The following is a 19192-nucleotide window of genomic DNA, read 5'->3' as shown; positions in this document are numbered from 1 at the left end:
AGGCGTTTTTGGTGAGGGGATGGGGACGAGGTCTCCTACAGTCTGTACCGACAGGTCAGAAGGGCCTTGTGTCCCTCCCATCCCGGCGCCTTTCATCTTCCTGATTTCAGGCGCCGACTACCATACAAGGGCCTTCAGGCCCGATTTCTTCCCCGTCCAACCTCGCAAGGAAACCACGCCCCGCCGGCATTGTCTGACCGGGTACACGAAGGCCACTCCCCAACGCATGCACATCCTCCTCCTCATCGCCATTGGTATCGCCGTCCTGCTGGGACCCGGTCTCTGGGTAAAGCGCGTGATGCAACGCTACAGCCGGCCCGCCGACCGCTATCCGATGACCGGCGCCCGGCTGGCGCGGGACCTGCTGGACGGTGCCGGCCTCGAGCGGGTGGGCACCGAGAAGACCGAGCAGGGCGATCATTACGACCCCATCGAGAAGGTGGTGCGGCTCAGCCCGGACAATTACGACGGCCGCTCGCTCACCGCCATCACCGTGGCCGCCCACGAGGTCGGTCACGCGTTGCAGGACGCGGGCGGCTTCGGGCCGCTGCGCTGGCGCACGCAACTGGTACGCTGGATCTCGCCGATCGAGCGCGTCGGCGCCGGCCTCATGATGGCCTCGCCGGTGATGGTCGCCGTGACCCGGGCGCCGGTGGCCGGCCTGATGATGTTCCTGGGCGGCCTGCTCACGCTGGCCTCCGGCATCCTGGTGCATGCAACCACCCTGCCGACGGAGTTCGACGCCAGCTTCCGCCGGGCGCTGCCGCTGCTGGCGGAACGCCGGGTGCTGCGCGACGGCGACGAGCGCCATGCGCGGAAGATCCTGCGGGCCGCCGCCATGACCTACGTCTCCGCGTCGCTGATGAGCCTGCTGAACGTGGCGCGATGGTGGGCGATATTGCGGCGTTGATGCGACGCCGCAGGTAGGAGGGCCTTCAGGCCCGACTTCCCCGCGCATCGGGCCTGAAGGCCCTCCTGCGCTTCTGTGCGAGCGCCGCCGCGGGTGTGCGGGCGCGACCCGTTCGTCCGATCAGCGCAACGTAAAGCCCATTGACTGTCATTGGACCGGCGGGCCGACCGACCGCCGAAGTCATCGCATAATAGACTGATATAAAAAGGAAATAGATCGGCTGCCGACCTATCTTAAGTAGAGCGATTGGCATAAAAGCAACAATTTATTTCGAGCGGCTTTGCAATGCCGCACCAGTCTAGGCACACTAGTTGTTTAACGGACACAGCATTGCTGCTGCCGCGACGTGGCGTTGTCCTGCCGCGCCGAGCGATCCGTGAAGCGTCTGAGGGAGATTCGAGTCGGCATCCGGCAAGGGTGGCGTCATCCGGGCGCTGCGGTCATTCACAGGCTGCCGGCGCAAAGCCGCAGCGGACGAATAAGCAGAACCAAGAGGCCGGCAAGTGCGTCGGCCGCGACAAATTCGAAGCGACAAGACAAACAGGAAGAGGTTATGACACGGAACACGAAGATTCGCGCGGCTGTCGTATCGGCCCTGGCGGCCGGCGCCGGCTCGACGGCAGTCACGGCGGTCCAGGCGCAGGAAGCTCCCGCCACCCCGAACAAGCGTGGTATCGAGGAGATCGTGGTCACGGCGACCAAGCGCCAGGAATCCATGCAGGACGTCCCGGTCGCAGTATCGGCTCTCCAGGGCGACAACCTGGAGGAGCTGCGCATCAGCAGCTTCCAGGATTACGCGCTGTACCTTCCGAACGTGACCAGCCAGGGCACCGGTCCGGGCCAGCAGGAGATCTACATCCGCGGCGCTGCGACTTCGCAGACCATCCTCACGCTGTCTTCGGTCCAGGGACTGCAGCCGTCTGTCGCGCTGTATCTCGACGAGCAGCCCGTGGCTCTGCAGGGCCGCAACCTCGACGTCTATGCCACCGACCTCGCCCGCGTGGAGGTTCTGCCCGGGCCGCAGGGGACGCTGTTCGGTGCGAGTTCCCAGGCCGGCACGGTGCGCCTGATCACCAACAAGCCGGACCACTCGTCCTTCCAGGCCGGGTTCGATACCAGCATCTCGAACACATCCGGCGGCGAGATGAGCAACTCCGTCGAGGCATATTTCAATCTGCCCATCACGGATACGCTGGCGTTCCGTATGGCCGCCTATAACGACAACCAGGGCGGCTGGATCGACCACATCCTTAACGATCCGGACAACGGTGGCTGGAACGGCAGCACCGTCGTCATCGACCGCATCTCGGGCGGCCCGCTGCCGGATCCCGAGAATCAGGAAATCCCGATCCCGCGTAACGATCAGCTGGTCGAAGGTGATTTCAATGACGCCACCTACACCGGCGGACGCTTCGGCCTGTCCTGGCTGATCAACGACCGCTGGGACCTGCTGGTGCAGCACACACAGCAATCGCTGGATACCGAGGGCGTCTGGGCCTACGACCCGAACCTGGATGGCGAGAGTTCGGTCAATCGCTTCGCACCGGACTCGAACGAGGACGACTTCGGCCTCACCACCTGGACCCTGAACGGCCGGCTGGCGATGCTGGATGTCGTCTACACCGGCGGCTATCTGGACCGGCAGGTGAATTCCACCGTCGACTACACGTTCTATACGAACGGCGGCCTGTTCTCGGCCTACTACGTGTGCTCGGACTTCTCGGACACGACCGGCACCTACTACGACGAGTGCTTCAACCCGCAGAAGTTCTACAAGGAAGACACCGAGAACACGCGGATGACCCACGAGTTCCGCGTCAATACGCCGGACGCCAACCGCTGGCGCCTGACCGCGGGCGTGTTCTACGACGATCAGGAGCTGGCCAGCACGGGTTGGTTCAAGATTGCCTCCACGGACAGCCCGTTCTTCGAGAACGTGGGCGCGGCGCGCAGCATCCCGCAGGTCGAGGGCACCCGCTACGGCGGCCAGGACATCCCCGGCGAGGTGAGCTTCGTCAACGACGTGACGCGCACGACGGAGCAGATCGCCGTATTCGGTCAGGCGGAGTTCGACATCACCGACCGGCTGACGGCTGCTTTCGGCGCCCGCTGGTACGAGATTCAGGACGAGTACAAGGGCGCTACGACCACGGTGAACGTCACCGAGCGGCTGGGAGCGCTTGGCACGGGCACCGAGCAGGCTCTGGCCGACGCCGGCTTCACCGATGGTGACGGCAACGGCACCATCGACGTGCTGGAAGCTATCCAGAGCGGTCAGCTCGACGTCAGTGACCTCGACAGCGACGGCGTACTCACTCAGGACGACGTGATCCTGCGCTTCTCGCTCGACTGGCGCGTCACTGATCGCATCCTGCTGTTCGGCAACTACGCCGAGGGCTTCCGTCCGCCGGTCACGAACCGCGTCGGCGCCGGCCTGGCGAATGCCTCCGGCACCAATCCGGCGTTCGACGGGTTCCGCATCCCGGTCTACTCCCAGACGGATGACCTCCAGAACTACGAACTCGGCTTCAAGGGCGACTTCCTGGACGATACGCTGCGGCTGAATGCGACGGCGTTCTACTCGGAGATCACGGATCTGCAGACCTCGCGTTTCGATCCCACGAACATCAACTTCCTGTGGTTCGCGGACAACGTGGGCGATGCCGAGATCACCGGCCTGGACGCCGACTTCATCTGGCAGCCGATCGCGAATCTCACCATCGCCGGTGCGTTCAGCATCCTCGATACGGAGCTCACGCGCCTCAACGAGGAACTGCAGGGTATTTCGGCCCCGGTGGGCAGCGAGTTGCCGTTCTCGCCGGAGTTCTCCGGTAACATCCGGGCCCGCTACGGCTTCGACATGCCGGCCGTCGGCGACGTGGAGAATCTGCGTGGCTACGTGACCGGCGGCGTCGCCTACACTGGCGAAAGCAAGGTGGGCCTGAAGATGGATGCCTACGTGGTCGAGGACACGATGCGCCGTGTCTACCAGGTCTCGGGCTCCGGCCTGGAGATCGAGCGTGAAGCCGACGCATTCCTCGGCGCAGCCCCCGGCACCGAACTGATCGGCGAGACCGGCGTCCCCGGCGGCCGCTACGTGCAGGAGGCCTACACCATCGCCAACCTGGCGTTCGGTGTGGAGAAGGACACGTGGACCGCCGAGTTCTTCATCGACAACGTGTTCGACGAGAATGGGCAGGTGTACATCGACACCCAGCAGTTCACGCCGCACGTAGTGACGAATCGGCCGAGGACCTACGGCATCCGCCTGTCCTACGACTTCCTCTGAAGCATCAGGCAAGTCCGAACGAGGGCAGGCCCGCGTTGCGGGCTTGCCCTCTTTTCGTTCAGGGTTTAGAAGATGAGATCAGATGGTGACTGAAGCAGCGGCACAGGGCGGAAGGACGGCACACGAGCGTGCGCTCGCTGGCGCACGGCAGCTTATCCAGGCCGCGCGCTTCGAGGAGGCCGAGGCCGCCATGCTGGACGTGCTCGGCGAGTCGCCGGCGCCGCGGCTGGAGGCCGAGGCACGTTATACCCTCGCCGTCGCCCGGCGCTACGCAAAGAACTACGAAGGCGCACTGCAGGCGGCGGACGAACTGCTGGCCCTGCGCCCGGAGTATGGCCGGGCCTGGCAGGAGAAGGGCTATGCCTGGCTCGCCATGAACCGTCCGTCCGAGGCGGCCGCCGCCTTCGCGCAGGCCACCGAGCTGAACCCGGGGCTGACCGGCAGCTGGAAGGCGCTGGTCAATCTGTATCGCAACGCCGGCCGGGAGCAGAGAGCCCGGCATGCGCAGAACCAGGTGGAGTACCTGGCGTCGCTGCCGCAGGAGCTCCTCGCGGTGATCGACCTCATCCACGAGGGCAAGCTGTACAAGGGGGAGCAGCTCTGCCGCCGGTTCCTGCAACAGCACAAGCACCACGTCGAGGGGATGCGCCTGCTCGCCGATATCGGTGTGCGCCTGAAGGTACTCGACGACGCCGAGTTCCTGCTCGAGACCGCGGTGGAACTCGAGCCGGAGAACACCCGTGTCCGCATCGACTATCTCCGCGTCCTGAACCGCAAGGGCAAGTTCCGACAGGCGCGGGAACAGGCGCTGATCCTGCTGGAACGGGAGCCGGACAACCCGGTCTTCAAGCTCGCCTCGGCCAGCGCCCTGACCGGGCTGGGCCATTTCGAGGAAGGCCTGGAGCAATACCGGGAGTGCATCGGCAAGACCACCAACAAGGCGGGTATTCACGTCATGATGGGTCACGCCTTCAAGGCCATCGGCCGGCTTGACGACGCCATCGGTGCGTATCGGGAAGCCACCAAGCTGCGCCCGGACTACGGCGATGCCTACTGGAGTCTCGCCAACACGAAGACCTACCGGTTCGCCGAAGGGGAGATCGAGGAGATGCGCCGCCGCGAGGCAGAGGCGGGCGTTGCCGCCGACGACCGCATCCACCTCTGCTTCGCCCTCGGCAAGGCCCTGGAGGACCGGGACGAATACGAGGAGTCCTTCGGCTATTACCGCCGTGGCAATGCGCTGAAGAAGGAACGCTCCGGCTACGATGCGGACAAGACCGAGGCCATGATCCAGGCCCAGATCGACGTGTGCACGGAGCCCTTCTTCGAGCAACGGACAGACGTGGGCTGCGACAGGGCCGACCCGATATTCATCGTCGGTTTGCCACGCGCGGGCTCCACACTGCTGGAGCAGATCCTCGCCTCCCACTCCCGGGTGGACGGGACGATGGAACTCCACGATATCCTGGGCCTGGCTCAGCGGCTGCGCGGGCGCACCGCCGTCGACGAGGACCGCTACCCGCACATACTCACCGAGCTCGACGACGACTATTTCCGCCGCTTCGGCGAGAAGTTCATCGAGGACACCCGGGTCTACCGGGGCGAGGCGCCGTTCTTCACGGACAAGATGCCGAACAACTTCATGCACATCGGCCTCATCCGCCTGATCCTGCCGAACGCGAAGGTCATCGACGCCCGGCGCCACCCGATGGCCTGCTGCTTCAGCGGTTTCAAGCAGCTGTTCGGCGAAGGCCAGGACTTCACCTACGGTCTGGAGGAGATCGGGCGCTACTACCGCGACTACGTGCGGCTGATGGACCACTGGGATGCCGTCCTGCCCGGCTTCGTGCTGCGCGTGCACCACGAGGACGTGGTGGAAGACCTGGAGACCCAGGTGCGCCGCATACTGGATTTCTGTGGACTGCCCTTCGAGGAGGCGTGCCTGGAGTTCCACAAGACCGAGCGCAGCGTACGCACGCCCAGCTCGGAGCAGGTGCGCCAGCCCATCTACCGCAGCGGCCTCGAGCAGTGGCGCCACTACGAGCCCTGGCTCGATCCGCTGAAGCAGGCCCTGGGCCCCGAGGTACGGCGACGCTACGGCATCGGCGAGGACATTGACCCAAACATCGGCAAGGACCGCCCCGATTGATCATCTCCCACCGGCACCGTTTCATCTTCATCGCCGTGCCGAGAGTCGCCACCCGGGCCCTGCGCCAGGCCCTCACTATGCATCTCGATGCCATGGACTGGCAGCAGCAGAACCTTTTTGCCGAGTATCGGCTGCCGGTACCCGATCTCGCGGCGGAGGAGCACGGGCACCTGTCGGTGCGCGACATCCGGCCCCGGCTGCCGGACGACCTGTGGAATTCCTATCTCAAGTGCGCGTTCGTGCGCGACCCTTTCGAGCGGTTCGTCGATACCTTCCTTTCCCTCGACGAGGGGCAAACGCCGTCACCCGCGGAGGCGGCGCCCGGCATGAAGCGTGCGCTCGGGACGGAGCGTTTCCGGCACCGGCGCCTCACGCTGCCCCAGTCCCACTTCCTGGTCGACGAGGAGGGGGCGCTGGCCACGGACTTCATCGGCCGTTTCGAGACGCTGCAGTCGTGCTGGGAGGCGCTCTGCGGCCGCCTGGGCCTGGAGCCGGCGCCGCTGGAGCGCCGCCGCGTGCCGGAACGACGCGACTGGCTGCGCTATTACGACGACGAACTCGCGGGCATGGTGGCGGACTACTACCGGGACGACCTGGCGAATTTCGGCTATCCGGACCGGCCGGCGCCGCCCTGATCATCCGGTGCGGCGGCCCCGGTCGCCGCCGTCGCCTCCTAGTCCGCCTCCCGCTCGATATCGCAGCAGAGCACCCGGTCCGGCGGCCGGCCGGTTTCCGTGCTCAGCACGGCGCCGCGCACCGGGTTCGGACGGAACACCGTGCAGCCCTTCAGGCCCAGCTGCCAGGCGCGGCTGTAGATCTCCTCGAACTCCCCGCGGGAGCAGTCCTCCGGCACGTTGATGGTCTTGGAGATGGCGTTGTCCACCACTCCCTGCAGGGTTGCCTGCATGGCCAGGTGTTCCCGCGGCGCGATATCTCTGGAGCAGCGGAACGAGTCCGGTACGGACTGCGGCCTGCCGTGATGCTCGCGCCAGTGGGCATAGGCGTTGTCGGTCACGTCGAAGTTGCGGTAGTCGCCGGACTCGTCGAGCACCTGGCGGTGGCCCTCGAGCGCGAAGATGGGCTCGATGCCGCTGGAGACGTTGCCGGCCAGCAGGCTGATCGTGCCCGTGGGCGCAATGGCCAGCAGGTGGCTGTTGCGGATGCCGTGCTCTGCGACCGCGTCGCGGATGTCCGCGGGCAGGCGCTGGATATAGGGTCCGTCCAGATACGGCTCCCGCTCGTAGCAAGGGAAGGCGCCCTTCTCCCGCGCCAGTTCGACCGAGGCCCGGTAGGCGCTGTCGCGGATCACCGTGAGCCACTGGCGGGCCTGCTCGCGGCCGGCATCGCTGTCGTAGGCGATGCCGAGCATGGCGAGCGCGTCGCCGAGGCCGGTAACGCCCAGCCCGACGCGGCGGGTGGCGCGCGCCTGCTCTTCCTGGGCGGCCAGCGGGAAGCGGGATGCGTCGATCACATTGTCGAGGAAGCGCACGGCGACGGGCACGGCATCGCGCAGTGCGTCCACGTCCAGGCCGGCGTCGCGGCCGAACGCATCCTGCACGAAGCGTGTGAGGTTCAGCGAACCCAGGTTGCAGGCGCCGTAGGGCGGCAGCGGTATCTCGCCGCAGGGATTGGTGGCCGTGATGCGTTCCCGGTAGTGGAGATTGTTCTCCCGGTTGACCGCGTCGGTGAACAGCACACCGGGCTCGGCGGACTCCCAGGCGGCGTTCATGATGTGGCGCCAGAGCTCCCGGGCGGCGATCCGTCCCTGCACCCGGCAACGGACCGGATCGGTACCACCGCTCCAGACCCGCTGCACCGATTCCTCTCCGCCCTCCTCGGGGAAGCACAGCGGCCAGTCGTCGTCATGCTCCACGGCCAGCATGAACTCGTCCGGCACCTGCACCGAGACGTTGAAGTTGGTCAGCACGCCCGCCTCGCGCTTGGCATCCACGAAGGCGAGGATGTCGGGATGGTCGCAGCGCAGCGTTCCCATCATGGCACCCCGGCGCGCGCCGGTGGACAGCACGGTGGCGCACATGGCGTCCCAGACCCGCATGAACGACACCGGGCCGGACGCGATGCCGCCGACGTGGTCCGTGCGGTGGCCGGCCGGACGCAGCGTGGAGAAGTCGTAGCCGACGCCGCCGCCCCATTGCATGGTGATCGCGCCCTGCTTCACATGCTCGAAGATGCTGTCGAGGGAGTCTTCGATGACGCCCATCACGAAGCAGTTGAACAGTGTGCGGTGCCAGGCCGTACCGGCGCCGGCCAGGATGCGTCCCGCCGGCAGGAAGCGGAAGTCGTCCAGCAGCGCCTCGAACTCGCGGGCGCGAGCCTCGCGGTCCGCCTTCTCCGGTGCCGCCACGGCCGCCGCCACCCGCCGCCAGGTGTCGCCGATGGTCTTCTCGGCATGGCCCCCGGGCGGATGGTAGCGGTACTTCGAGCGCCAGATGTGCTCGGCGAGGCGTGTCTGGAAGTAGTGGCGGGTCATCGCCGGGGCCTCCGTCTCGGTCCTGCGTCCGTGCGCTGCGGCGGCACCGGCGGCACGGTCTCTCGCCGGCGCTCTGTCGTGTCATGCTAGGCCGGCCCCCGGCGAGCCTTGAATCAGAAGATATACCTAAGGCGCCGCGCCGGCCGACCAGTCCGGGACGGCTGGCATTGGCCGCCCACCGGCGCAAGAATAGCGGGTCATGAAACGCTTCCTCGTACTCTACGCCACCCGTGAGGGTCAGACGGCCAAGGTCGCCGAGCGTATCGCCGAGCATCTGCGTGCCGCCGGAGCCGAGGTGACCCTGGTCAACGCAGAGAACACCCTGACCGCGGATGCGCTCGAGCTCGCGCGCTTCGACCGGCTGATATTCGGCGCATCCATGCACGCCGGCGGCCTCGAGAGGGAGCTGGTGGGCTTCGTCAACGACCACGCGGACGGGATACGCGGCCAGGCCCGTTCCCTGTTCGTCGTGCTGCTCAGCGCGGCGGCGAAAGACCCCGTCCTGCGGGAGGAATGGCTCGGTGATGCGCGTGACAAGATCGAATCACAGCTCCGGGTGCCCTTCGAGCACGTCGAGATGATTGCGGGCGCGTTGCGCTATTCGAAGTACCCGCTGCCGCTCAGGTGGCTGATGCGGCGTATCGCCGGCAAGGCGGGCGGCGACACCGATACCAGCCGGGACTACGAGTACACCGACTGGGAGCAGGTGCGCCGCTACGCACAGGCGCTGGTCGAGGACTGAGGAAAGAAGCCTTGGCCGGGCAGCAAGGGGACTGGTTCGAGGGCGGCTGTCACTGCGGCCGCGTGCGGTTCCGCGTTCGCATCCGCGGGCGGCGGGCGATCGCCTGCAACTGCTCGATCTGCACAAAAAAGGGCATGATCAACCTGATCGCGCCGCCGGAGGACTTCGAGTTGCTGCAGGGCGAACAGGCCCTGACGACCTATCGCTTCAATACCGGTACCGCGGAGCACCGCTTCTGCACCGCCTGCGGCATCCATCCGTTCAGCCGGCCGCGCTCGCACCCCGGCAGCTACGACGTGAATGCGCGTTGCCTGGACGCGGGCTTCGACTTCCTGGATGTCACCCCGTTCGACGGCCGCAACTGGGAGGAGAACGTGGCCTCGATCCGGGGCGGGAGCCACGGCGAAAGCTAGCCGTTGAACTTGCCCGCGTTGCGTACCGGCGCCGGGACCTGCGGTTCGAACTCACGGGCGTCCGCGAAGGCCTTCGCGAAGGCGGGGCGTTTCGCCAGGCGGGAGAGATAGGCGCGGAAGATCTCGTCCCGGCACAGGCCGTAGCCCCGGGCCCAGGTGACGTTATGGCCGATCACGCAGTCGGCGGCGGTGAATGCGTCGCCGCAGACGAAGGGCTGTTCCGACAGTCTGGCTGCCAGGCGCGGCTCCACCTCGGCCCCGAACTTGCCGCGGTAGCGCTCGGCCGTCCGTGCATCCTGCTGGTCGTCCGCCAGCACGTGTTCGTGGATGCGGATCTGCCAGAGCATCATGTCCATCGATGAAGCGCCGAAGTGCAGCATCTGCAGATAGTCGGCGCGTTCCCGCGACAGAGCGTCCGCCGGCGGCGCCAGCCCTCGTTCCGGGAAGGCATCGGCCAGCCATGCCACCATCGCGCCGCTCTCCAGCATGTGCATCACCGAATCGTCGGCGAAGGTGACTTCCAGCATCGGCACGTTGTGGTGCGGGTTGCGCGAAAGGTAGTCGCGACGGTACTGGTCTCCCCGGTACAGATCGATGGTCTCGACCTCGAAATCGTCCTCCAGCACTTCGTGCAGCATCCATTTCACCCTGGCGCTGCGGGTGGCGGGGAAGTGGAAGAGCTTGAAGCGGACGGGTTTCATGGGGTCTCCTCGTGCGGGCGGCGCTGCGCTCCGGGCGTATGCGCGATCATAACCCGGCCGGCTTTCTCGGGTCCGGCCATTGACATCCGCCGGCGATGGGGCGGCAATACGCGCATGGATTCCGAGGAACGCCCGAAAGGCGGCTCGCTGCGGCCGCTGGCCACGCTGTGGCCGTTCATCCGCCCCTACTCCGCAACCCTGATCGCAGCTCTGGCGGCGCTGCTGGTGGCCGCCGTTGCGATGCTGGCGCTGCCCGTCGCGCTCCGTTATCTCATCGACCAGGGCTTCGCGCAGGGCGGCGACGTCGGCACCATCAACCGCTACTTCGGCTGGTTCATGGCGGCGGCGGGGATATACGGCGGTTTCGCGGCACTGCGCTTCTACCTGGTGACCTGGCTCGGCGAGCGCGTGGTCGCCGACATCCGCAGCACGGTCTACGACCGGGTCATCCGCATGGACCCCCTGTTCTTCGAGGTGACCCGCACCGGGGAGGTGCTGTCGCGGTTGACCACCGACACGACGCTCGTGCAGAGCATCTCCGGTGTGAGTCTGTCAATCGTGCTGCGCAGCAGCCTGACCCTGCTGGGCGCACTGGTCATGCTGATGCTCACGAGCTTTCAGCTGGCCGGCTACATCCTGCTGCTGATCCCGCTCGTGATCGTGCCGCTGATCGCGGTGGGCCGGCGCATCCGGCGATTGTCACGCACGGCACAGGATCGGGTGGCGGATACCAGCGGCCTCGCCGGCGAGACTCTGAACGCCATCCAGACGGTGCAGGCGTTCTCGCTGGAGGAACTGGCGTCCCGGCGATTCAGCGAGGCGGTCACCGACAGCTTCGATGCGGCCGTGCTTCGCACGCGGGCGCGCGCCGGTATCACCGCCATGGGCGTGATCCTGGTGTTCGGCGCCATCACCTTCGTGCTGTGGCTCGGCTCGCGGGCGGTTGTCGCAGGCGAGATGACGGGCGGCGAGCTGGGACAGTTCCTGCTGTATGCGGCCTTCGTGGCTTCGTCGGCGGCGGCGCTGAGTGAAGTCTGGGGCGAGATCCAGCGGGGCGCCGGTGCCATGGAGCGGCTGTCGGAGCTGCTGGACGCCCGGCCGGCCATCGCGCCGCCCGCCGACCCCCTGCACCTGCCCGGTCGGGCCAGCGGGCGCATCGCGTTCGAGGACGTGACCTTCCACTACCCGTCCCGGCCGGAGACCCCGGCGCTCTCGGAATTCTCGCTGGCCATCGAGCCCGGCGAGACTGTCGCCATCGTGGGACCGTCCGGGGCGGGCAAGAGCACGAGTTTCCAGCTGCTGCTCAGGTTCTACGATCCGCAGACCGGGCGCATCCGCTTCGACGGCGTCGATATCGCCCGGGTCGACCCGAGGGAGTTGCGCGGCCAGATCGGCCTGGTGCCCCAGGAGACGGTGCTGTTCGGCGCAAGCGCGATGGAGAATATCCGCTACGGCCGCTCCGGCGCCGACGACGAGGCCGTGATGGCGGCGGCGCAAGCGGCGGCCGCCGACGAGTTCATCCGCGAGCTGCCGGAGGGCTACGACACCTTTCTCGGCGAACGCGGCCTCAGGCTGTCCGGGGGGCAGCGTCAGCGCATCGCTATTGCCCGCGCCATGCTGAAGGACCCGCCGGTGCTGCTGCTGGACGAGGCCACCAGTTCGCTGGATGCGGCGAGCGAGCGCCTGGTGCAGCAGGCGCTGGATGAGTTGATGCGCAACCGCACCACGCTGGTGATCGCCCATCGACTGGCCACGGTGAAGCGCGTCGACCGCATCGTGGTCGTGGATCGCGGCCGCATCGTCGCGGTGGGCAATCACGAGGAACTGGTGGAAAAAAATCCGCTGTATGCCCGGCTCGCGGAACTGCAGTTCGGCACGGAGATGTAGGAGGGCCTTCAGGCCCGATCCCTGCACCGAATCGCGGCTGAAGCCGCTCCTACGGTGCTTCTTCGAGAAACCCCGTATAGGCGGCGAAGAACTCCGCCGGGCACTCGAAGTGAGGCAGGGCGCCGGTGTCGAAGGGATGTACCGTCCAGTTGTCCCGCCCGGCGGTCCAGTCGGCGCCGCTGAAGTCCCGGAAGTCGCCCTTCGTACCATGGGCCAGCCATACCGGCTGCCGCAGGCGTTCGTAAACGTTGCGGATGTCCTTGCTGAACAGCCGCCCGCTCAGGAAGGCATAGGGGGCGTGTTCGGCGCCCGGCTGATGGGTGGTGAGATCGTCGTAGGCGGCCAGGCCCTCGTCGTAATCGTCCGACCCCCAGGTTCGCTTCAGGAAGTAGCGGATGATCTTCGGTTTTACCAGCAGTTTGTACAGGCCCCGGCGCCAGAGGGGCATGGTGAGGGCGGCGTGCAGCAGGGGTACCTCCCGGCTGCTGCCCTCGGCCTGCCGCAGGCGGTCCGCATCGCCCGTGAAGCCCGTGGGCGTGATCAGAGCCAGGGTGCTGAACCGTTCCGGCGCCTCGGTGGCGCCTCTCGCGAGGAACTCCGAGGCGAGCGACAGCGCGAGCGCGTCCACCGGCGTGTCGCCGCAGTCGGCGGCGATGCGCTCCAGCATGTCGTGCATGGCGTCGGTGTAGAGCCTGGCATCGTAATGGCGCCGGGAGCGCTCCGAGAAGCCGAAGCCGGGCAGGTCAGGGGCGTACACCCGGTGAGTGCCCCGGTAGTTCTCGAAGACCGGCTTCACTTCGTAGACGGATCCTGCCGCATTGATGCTGTGGATCAGCAGCATCGGCGGACCGTCGCCGGCGACGTAATAGCTCAGCCCGCCGGCGCGGCCGCTGAACTCGATGCGTTCGGCGTCGACGGCTTTCGGCAGCTTTGGCACGTGATCGCTCCGGGCAAACTGACCACCGTGAGGGTACACGAGCGCGCCCGGCCATGCCGGTGGTTCCGCGCCTCGCACAGGGAGGGATGGCAGGGCGTCGGGTGCGGCCCGCGGCCGCGGGCGCGGGCTCAGCGCGGGTTTTCCACCAGCAGCTCGGGATTGCGCCGCTGCATGTCGAGTTCGCGGACCTTCTCCGGGCTGAGGATGAAGGCGAGCATGTCGCCGACCGTGCAGTGGGCTTCCAGCGGATGACGCAGGTGCTGGCCCGTGTCGATCACGTACATGTTTCGCCGCCCGTCCTTCACCCGCGTGAGGATGCCGGCGCGGTCCAGTTCGCTCACGAGGCGGGATGCCGAGCGCTCCGTGATGCCGACCCGCTCGGCCACGTCACGCAGCCTGGCATGGGGGTCCTCAGCGAGGCATACCAGTATGTGCGCGAAATTGCTGAAGAAATTCCAGTGGCTCGGCGAGTCGTTCATCGCTGTCGTCCGCGGTGCTGGACAGCGGTATGGTAGGGCCGAAATAACGCGAAAGCAATTTCTGGTCTTTTCGGTCTGGTTTGGGGGCGGGACGGTGTGATACCGTCCGCTGAACCTCCAATCGCAACCGCAAAGGAAGCATCGATGAATACACCTGTCAGCACCATATCGAGGACACGTGAGAGCACGCTCGCGACCAACCGCGTGCTGCGCAACACGTACGCCCTGCTGGCGATGACGCTCGCGTTCAGCGCGCTGACCGCGGGCGTATCCATGGCGCTGAACCTGCCCCATCCTGGACTCATCATCACGCTGGTGGGCTACTTCGGCCTGCTGTTCGCGATCACGAAGTTCCGTGACCGCGATTTCTCCGTGCTGCTGGTATTCGCCCTCACCGGCTTCATGGGTTACACGCTCGGGCCGATCCTGAACGCCTATCTCAGCATCCCGAACGGCGGCCAGGTGGTGGCCATGGCGCTCGGCACGACCGCCGTCGCTTTCCTCGGGCTGTCGGGCTATGCCCTGAAGTCCCAGCGGGATTTCAGCTTCATGGGCAGCTTCCTGATGGTGGGCATCCTGGCCGGTTTCTGTGCCGGACTCGGCGCCATCTTCTTCAACATGCCCGCGCTCTCGCTGGCCGTGTCCGGCCTGTTCGTCCTGCTGATGGGCGGCCTGATCCTGTGGGAGACCAGCAACATCATCCGCGGCGGCGAGACCAATTACGTGATGGCGACCGTTACCCTGTACGTGGCTATCTTCAATCTCTTCACCAGCCTGCTGCACATCTTCGGCGTCATGAGCGACGAGTGACCCGTGTCGGGGGCAGTTGACTCGACGACTGCGAGGCAACTGCCCCCACGTCAGGCGGTCAACTTCAGGGTCACGTAACCCGCGTACAGTCCCAACAGCAGGGCGCCCTCCAGGCGCTGCAATCCGCGTCGGCGGACCAGAAACAGCACCAGCACCAGAGCGGTCAGCCCGAACAGCCACGGCAGGTCGAACGTCAGGATCCCGCGGTCGAAGGCCAGCGGTGCGATGAGCCCGGCGGTGCCGATAGGCACCAGCGTGTCGAAGATGTTGCTGCCGACGATGTTGCCCACCGACAGCGAGACGCGCTTGCGCAGCACCGCGTTCACCGAGATGGCGAGTTCCGGCAGACTGGTGCCGAGCCCGATCACCAGCGCCGCGATCAGCGTCTCCTGCAGGCCGAATGTCTCCGCGATGCCCACCACCGATCGCACCGTCAGCTCGGAGGCGAGAGCCACGGCAACGAGTCCGGCCACCAGCCGTATCCATGCCGCCACGCCGTTCCCGTCGGCGCCCAATTCCTCCAGGCTGTCGCCGATCTCCTCGCGCGCCAGCAGCGCGACGACGTACATGGCGTAGACGACCACCAGCGCCGCGCCCTCCACCCGCGATACGAGCCCGTCCAGCGCGAACAGGCCCAGCAGCACCGTCGCGCCCAGCAGCATGCCGCCGTGGCGGTAGACGTAGCGCCGCGGCAGGGTGAGATACGTGAGCACGCCCGCCGTACCCAGCACGAAGCTGATCTGGGCCACGGAGCTGCCGACGGCACTCCCCACCACCACTCCTGCTGCCTCGCCGGTGAGGAGATTGCGGATGCCGGCGTCGATGGCCACGGCCAGTTCGGGCAGGTCGCTGCCGACGGAGAGCACCAGCAGACCCACGATGAACTCCGGCAGGCCGTAACGACGTGCGATCGCAAGGGCACCGCCGACCGTAAGCTCGGTGCCCAGCACCAGCCCCGCCAGACCGAGTATCAGCAGCAGGAAATCCATACGCGCTCTGCAGCCGCTTCCGCCGCACCCTAACTTAGCGGATGGGCGCGCCGGCCGCCCCCGTAATTTCCGCTATGGCCCCGCCGCAGACGCTGGGCGAGACTGGGCCGGCAGGCAGGAGCCCGACATTTATGGCCGGTCACGGCGCCACAGGGACAGAGCGATTCCGCATCTCCGCGGATGCCCTCCATGTGCGCTCCGACCTGCGTGACCTCGCTTTCGACAGCACCGACGATCTGCCCGTCCGCGAGCAGGTGGTGGGCCAGAGCCGCGCCCTCGGCGCCGCCCGCCTCGCCGTCGCCGTGGACCGCGACGGCTACAACCTCTATGCCCTGGGCGAGCCGGGCAGCGACCGCCACGGCGCCATGCGTCAGCTCCTGGAAGAGGCGGCCGCGCAGCGCGAAGTGCCGAGTGACTGGTGCTACGTGCATGCCTTCGACGATCCGCAGAAGCCGCGGGCCCTGGAACTCCCGGCCGGCGAGGGACGCCGGCTGCGCGAGCGCTTGAAACAGCTGATCGACGACGTCTGGTCGTCGGTGCCGGCTGCCTTCGAGAGCGACGAGTACCGGCATCTGCGCTCGGAGATCGACGAGGAGTTCGAGGAGCGCCACCGCCACGCCCTGGAGGAGATGGCGGAGGATGCCGAACGCAACGGCCTGCGGCTGCTGCAGACGCCTGGCGGTTTCGCCTTCGCGCCGGTGCGCGACGGCAAGGTCATCGACGAGGATTCCTTCGGCGAGCTGCCCGAGGACGAGCAGGAGGAGATCCGGCGCAAGATCGCCGAGTTCGGCGAGCGGCTGGCCGCGCACCTGCGCCAGCTGCCGACGTGGCAGCGGGAGCACAACGAGCGCGTGCGCCAGCTGGACCGCCAGGTGGGCGTTTCCGCCGTCGGACCGTTCCTCGAGGAGCTGAAGGAGCGCTACCGGGCGCTGGAGAACGCGAGCGCCTACCTGGAGGGCGTGGAGCAGGACCTGCTCGCCCACCTGCCTGCCCTGATCAACCCGGAGCCGTCGCAGCCGTTCATGCCGCAATCCGGCCGGCGCCAGCGGCCGAAGTTCCTGCAGCGCTACGAGGTCAACGTGGTCGTGGACAACGCCGGGCTGGATGCCGCGCCGGTGATCTACGAACAGCACCCCGTGTACCACAACCTGGTGGGACGCATCGACCATTACGCCGAGTTCGGCTCGCTGGTCACCGACCATCGGATGATCCGCGGCGGCGCGCTGCAGCGTGCCGGCGGCGGCTTCCTGGTGATGGACGCCGACCGGCTGCTGCGCGAGCCCTTCGCCTGGCAGGCGCTGAAGCGCGCGCTGTCCGGGCGCGAGGTCACCATCCAGAGCCTGCAGCAGATGCTGAGCCTGATGACGACCGTGACGATCGAGCCCGAGCCGATACCGATGACGGCGAAGATCGTCCTGGTCGGCGAGCGCTGGCTCTACTATCTGCTGAGCGAGTACGACCCGGAGTTCTCGGAGCTGTTCCGCGTGGCCGCCGACTTCTCCGACGTGATCGACCGCGACGGCGGGCACAGCGAGGAGCTGGCCGCGCTGATCGCCGGGATGGTGCGCCGCGACGGGCTGGCGCCGTTCAGCCGCGACGCCGTCGCCCGGGTCGTGGAGCACAGTGCCCGGCTGGCAGGCGACGCGGACAAGCTGTCGGCCCGCATCCGGCCGCTCGGCGACCTGCTGGCCGAGGCGGGTCACTGGGCCCGGGAAGCCGGGCGGCGGCGGGTGGACGAGGAAGACGTCGAGCGGGCCCTGACGGAGTACGAGCACCGTCACGACCGCATCCGCCAGCGCTACCGCGAGGCCATCGCCCGCCGATCGATACTGGTGGACGTCACCGGCGAGGCGGTGGCGCAGGTCAACGGACTGTCGGTGCTGCAGCTGGGCAGATACGCGTTCGGCCATCCCACCCGCATCACGGCCACCGTGCGCGTGGGCGACGGCAGCCTGCTCGACATCCAGCGCGAGGTGGAGCTCGGCGGCCCCATCCACAGCAAGGGCGTGCTCATCCTCGGCTCCCTGCTGGGCGCGCGCTATTCACGGCAGGTGCCCCTGTCCCTGTCCGCCAGCCTGGTGTTCGAGCAGACCTACGGCGGGGTGGAGGGCGACAGTGCCTCGGTGGCGGAGTTCTGCAGCCTGGTATCGGCGCTAGCCGAGGTGCCGGTGCGCCAGGCCATCGCGGTCACCGGTTCCGTGAATCAGCACGGCCGGGTGCAGGTGGTCGGCGGCATCAACGAGAAGGTCGAGGGCTTCTTCGACATCTGCAGCGACGCCGGCCTGACCGGCGAGCAGGGCGTCATCATCCCGGCCGACAACCGCAAGCACCTGATGCTGAGCCGCGACGTGCGCGAGGCCGTGGCGGCCGGGCGGTTCCACGTCTACGCGGTGGATACGGTGGACCAGGCCATCGAACTGCTGACCGGCGAGAGCGCGGGCGTCGCCGACCGGGACGGCAAGTACCCGCCCGGGACGGTCAACGGCCGCGTCCAGACGGCGCTGTCGGATTTCTCCGAAGGCCGGGCCCGGTTCCTACAGCGCCAGCTCGACACTGTCGGGGAGGCCGGCAATGGCAATGGCGAGCGGGAGTGACCGCAGGCTCAGCGTCGCCGTCGCGCTGGATCCGGCCGCGCCGCTGGAGAGCGCGCTCCGGTCTGTGCTGTCCCTGGCCGGGCCGTCCGCCAGCCTGATCGGCGTCTTCGTCGAGGACACGGAGACCGCGGAACTGGAACGCTCCGCACTCGCGCGCGAGGTGACGACGCTGGGCGAGACCCGGTCGATCGGCGGCGGGCGCCTGACCCGGCAGCTGGCCGTGCGCTCGCGCGCGGTGCGGCTGTCTTTCGAGCGCGGCGCGGCCAGCCTCGGGGTGCAGCACTCCTTCGAGGTGGTGCGCGGGCCTGGCATCGAGGGTCTGCGCCGCCGGCTGGAGCAGCTCGACGCGCTGGTGATCTCGCGGGCGTACCGGCGCGCCGGCGTGCGCAGCTGGTACGGGCTGCCCGTGCACCGGCTGGTCGGCGGCGCCGGACGGATGGTGCTGTTCGTGCAGGAGGAATGGTCCAGCGGCCGACGCGTGGTCCTGCTGCCTGCCGAGGGCGAGCGTGCCGCCGAGCTCCGGGCGCTGGCCGGCCGGATCGCCGCCGCGGAGAGCCTGGAGGCCGTCGTCCTGAACGGGCCGGACACGGACGCACCGGCGCCGGCCGGTTTCCGCTCCCGGCCGCTCGCCCGGGCCACGCCCGCGGAGGTGGCGACGGCCCTCGGCGCCGAAGACGCGCGGGTGTTGATCGTCCCCCGGGAGCACCCGCTGGCCGCGCCGGGCGCCTTCGCCGAGCTGCTCCGGCGCACGGATGCCTCGGTACTGCTCGCCTGAGTTCGGTAAACCCCGGTGTCGCAAGC

At 67.6% G+C, this 19192-nt stretch carries 15 protein-coding genes; 10 read left to right on the top strand and 5 right to left on the bottom strand.

The features are described 5' to 3' along the window. Window positions 1-226 precede the first annotated feature (226 nt). The 4 genes from ACJMKX_RS04870 to ACJMKX_RS04855 all read left to right on the top strand — a co-directional run bounded on the left by ACJMKX_RS04870 (window position 227) and on the right by ACJMKX_RS04855 (window position 6983). Window positions 227-910 carry a zinc metallopeptidase gene (locus ACJMKX_RS04870; RefSeq protein WP_405221833.1) on the top strand — a complete coding sequence of 228 codons (684 nt, stop codon included), beginning with the start codon at window positions 227-229 and terminating at the stop codon, window positions 908-910. Between the two features lie 553 nt (window positions 911-1463). Beyond that, window positions 1464-4199 (top strand): TonB-dependent receptor, encoded by a 2736-nt coding sequence (locus ACJMKX_RS04865; protein ID WP_405221830.1) that lies wholly within the window; start codon window positions 1464-1466, stop codon window positions 4197-4199. Window positions 4200-4281: 82 nt separating this feature from the next. Next, window positions 4282-6348, top strand: coding sequence for a sulfotransferase (locus ACJMKX_RS04860; protein WP_405221827.1), 2067 nt, complete (start codon window positions 4282-4284; stop codon window positions 6346-6348). After that, window positions 6345-6983, top strand: coding sequence for a sulfotransferase family 2 domain-containing protein (locus ACJMKX_RS04855; protein ID WP_405221825.1), 639 nt, complete (start codon window positions 6345-6347; stop codon window positions 6981-6983). Before ACJMKX_RS04860 ends, ACJMKX_RS04855 begins: the two co-directional genes overlap by 4 nt. A 38-nt stretch (window positions 6984-7021) precedes the next feature. On the opposite strand, the gene ACJMKX_RS04850 is transcribed toward ACJMKX_RS04855, so the two are convergent. Continuing rightward, entirely contained in the window at window positions 7022-8839 is a 1818-nt protein-coding gene (locus ACJMKX_RS04850; protein WP_405221822.1) for an adenosylcobalamin-dependent ribonucleoside-diphosphate reductase, read from the bottom strand. Window positions 8840-9038: 199 nt separating this feature from the next. Here ACJMKX_RS04850 and ACJMKX_RS04845 point away from each other — a divergent pair, with 199 nt between their 5' ends. Further along, entirely contained in the window at window positions 9039-9581 is a 543-nt protein-coding gene (locus tag ACJMKX_RS04845) for a flavodoxin domain-containing protein (protein ID WP_405221819.1), read from the top strand. Between the two features lie 11 nt (window positions 9582-9592). Then, window positions 9593-9994, top strand: a complete 402-nt coding sequence (locus ACJMKX_RS04840) for a GFA family protein (RefSeq protein WP_405221816.1) — start codon at window positions 9593-9595, stop codon at window positions 9992-9994. On the opposite strand, the gene ACJMKX_RS04835 is transcribed toward ACJMKX_RS04840, so the two are convergent. Then, window positions 9991-10695 carry a glutathione S-transferase family protein gene (locus ACJMKX_RS04835; RefSeq protein ID WP_405221813.1) on the bottom strand — a complete coding sequence of 235 codons (705 nt, stop codon included), beginning with the start codon at window positions 10693-10695 and terminating at the stop codon, window positions 9991-9993. The two genes, ACJMKX_RS04840 and ACJMKX_RS04835, sit on opposite strands and share 4 nt — an antisense overlap. Before the next feature lie 114 nt (window positions 10696-10809). On the opposite strand from ACJMKX_RS04835, the gene ACJMKX_RS04830 reads away from it, so the two are divergent. Beyond that, the gene (locus tag ACJMKX_RS04830; protein ID WP_405221810.1) at window positions 10810-12582 is read left to right on the top strand and encodes an ABC transporter transmembrane domain-containing protein; all 1773 of its coding nucleotides are present in this window, start codon (window positions 10810-10812) and stop codon (window positions 12580-12582) included. 49 nt (window positions 12583-12631) lie between these two features. Here the strand turns inward: ACJMKX_RS04830 and ACJMKX_RS04825 are convergent, their stop codons facing one another. Then, complete coding sequence (locus ACJMKX_RS04825) at window positions 12632-13519, bottom strand: alpha/beta fold hydrolase (RefSeq protein ID WP_405221807.1); 888 nt, start codon at window positions 13517-13519, stop codon at window positions 12632-12634. A gap of 128 nt (window positions 13520-13647) precedes the next feature. After that, a complete protein-coding gene (locus tag ACJMKX_RS04820) occupies window positions 13648-13998 on the bottom strand; it encodes a helix-turn-helix transcriptional regulator (RefSeq protein ID WP_405221804.1) in 351 nt (116 codons plus the stop codon). Between the two features lie 144 nt (window positions 13999-14142). On the opposite strand from ACJMKX_RS04820, the gene ACJMKX_RS04815 reads away from it, so the two are divergent. Next, window positions 14143-14808 carry a Bax inhibitor-1/YccA family protein gene (locus ACJMKX_RS04815; RefSeq protein WP_405221801.1) on the top strand — a complete coding sequence of 222 codons (666 nt, stop codon included), beginning with the start codon at window positions 14143-14145 and terminating at the stop codon, window positions 14806-14808. A gap of 50 nt (window positions 14809-14858) precedes the next feature. Here the strand turns inward: ACJMKX_RS04815 and ACJMKX_RS04810 are convergent, their stop codons facing one another. Then, complete coding sequence (locus tag ACJMKX_RS04810; RefSeq protein WP_405221799.1) at window positions 14859-15797, bottom strand: sodium:calcium antiporter; 939 nt, start codon at window positions 15795-15797, stop codon at window positions 14859-14861. Between the two features lie 131 nt (window positions 15798-15928). On the opposite strand from ACJMKX_RS04810, the gene ACJMKX_RS04805 reads away from it, so the two are divergent. Together ACJMKX_RS04805 and ACJMKX_RS04800 are read left to right on the top strand one after the other, a co-directional pair. Continuing rightward, window positions 15929-18391 (top strand): Lon protease family protein, encoded by a 2463-nt coding sequence (locus ACJMKX_RS04805; RefSeq protein WP_405221796.1) that lies wholly within the window; start codon window positions 15929-15931, stop codon window positions 18389-18391. Next, window positions 18369-19166 (top strand): hypothetical protein, encoded by a 798-nt coding sequence (locus ACJMKX_RS04800; protein ID WP_405221793.1) that lies wholly within the window; start codon window positions 18369-18371, stop codon window positions 19164-19166. Before ACJMKX_RS04805 ends, ACJMKX_RS04800 begins: the two co-directional genes overlap by 23 nt. Window positions 19167-19192: the final 26 nt, after the last annotated feature.

The organism is Lentisalinibacter sediminis (assembly GCF_040706615.1).
Taxonomy (GTDB): Bacteria; Pseudomonadota; Gammaproteobacteria; order Steroidobacterales; family Woeseiaceae; genus Lentisalinibacter; species Lentisalinibacter sediminis.
The sequence above is the reverse complement of the archived record's forward strand: the minus strand, read 5'-3'. Positions and strand labels throughout refer to the sequence as shown.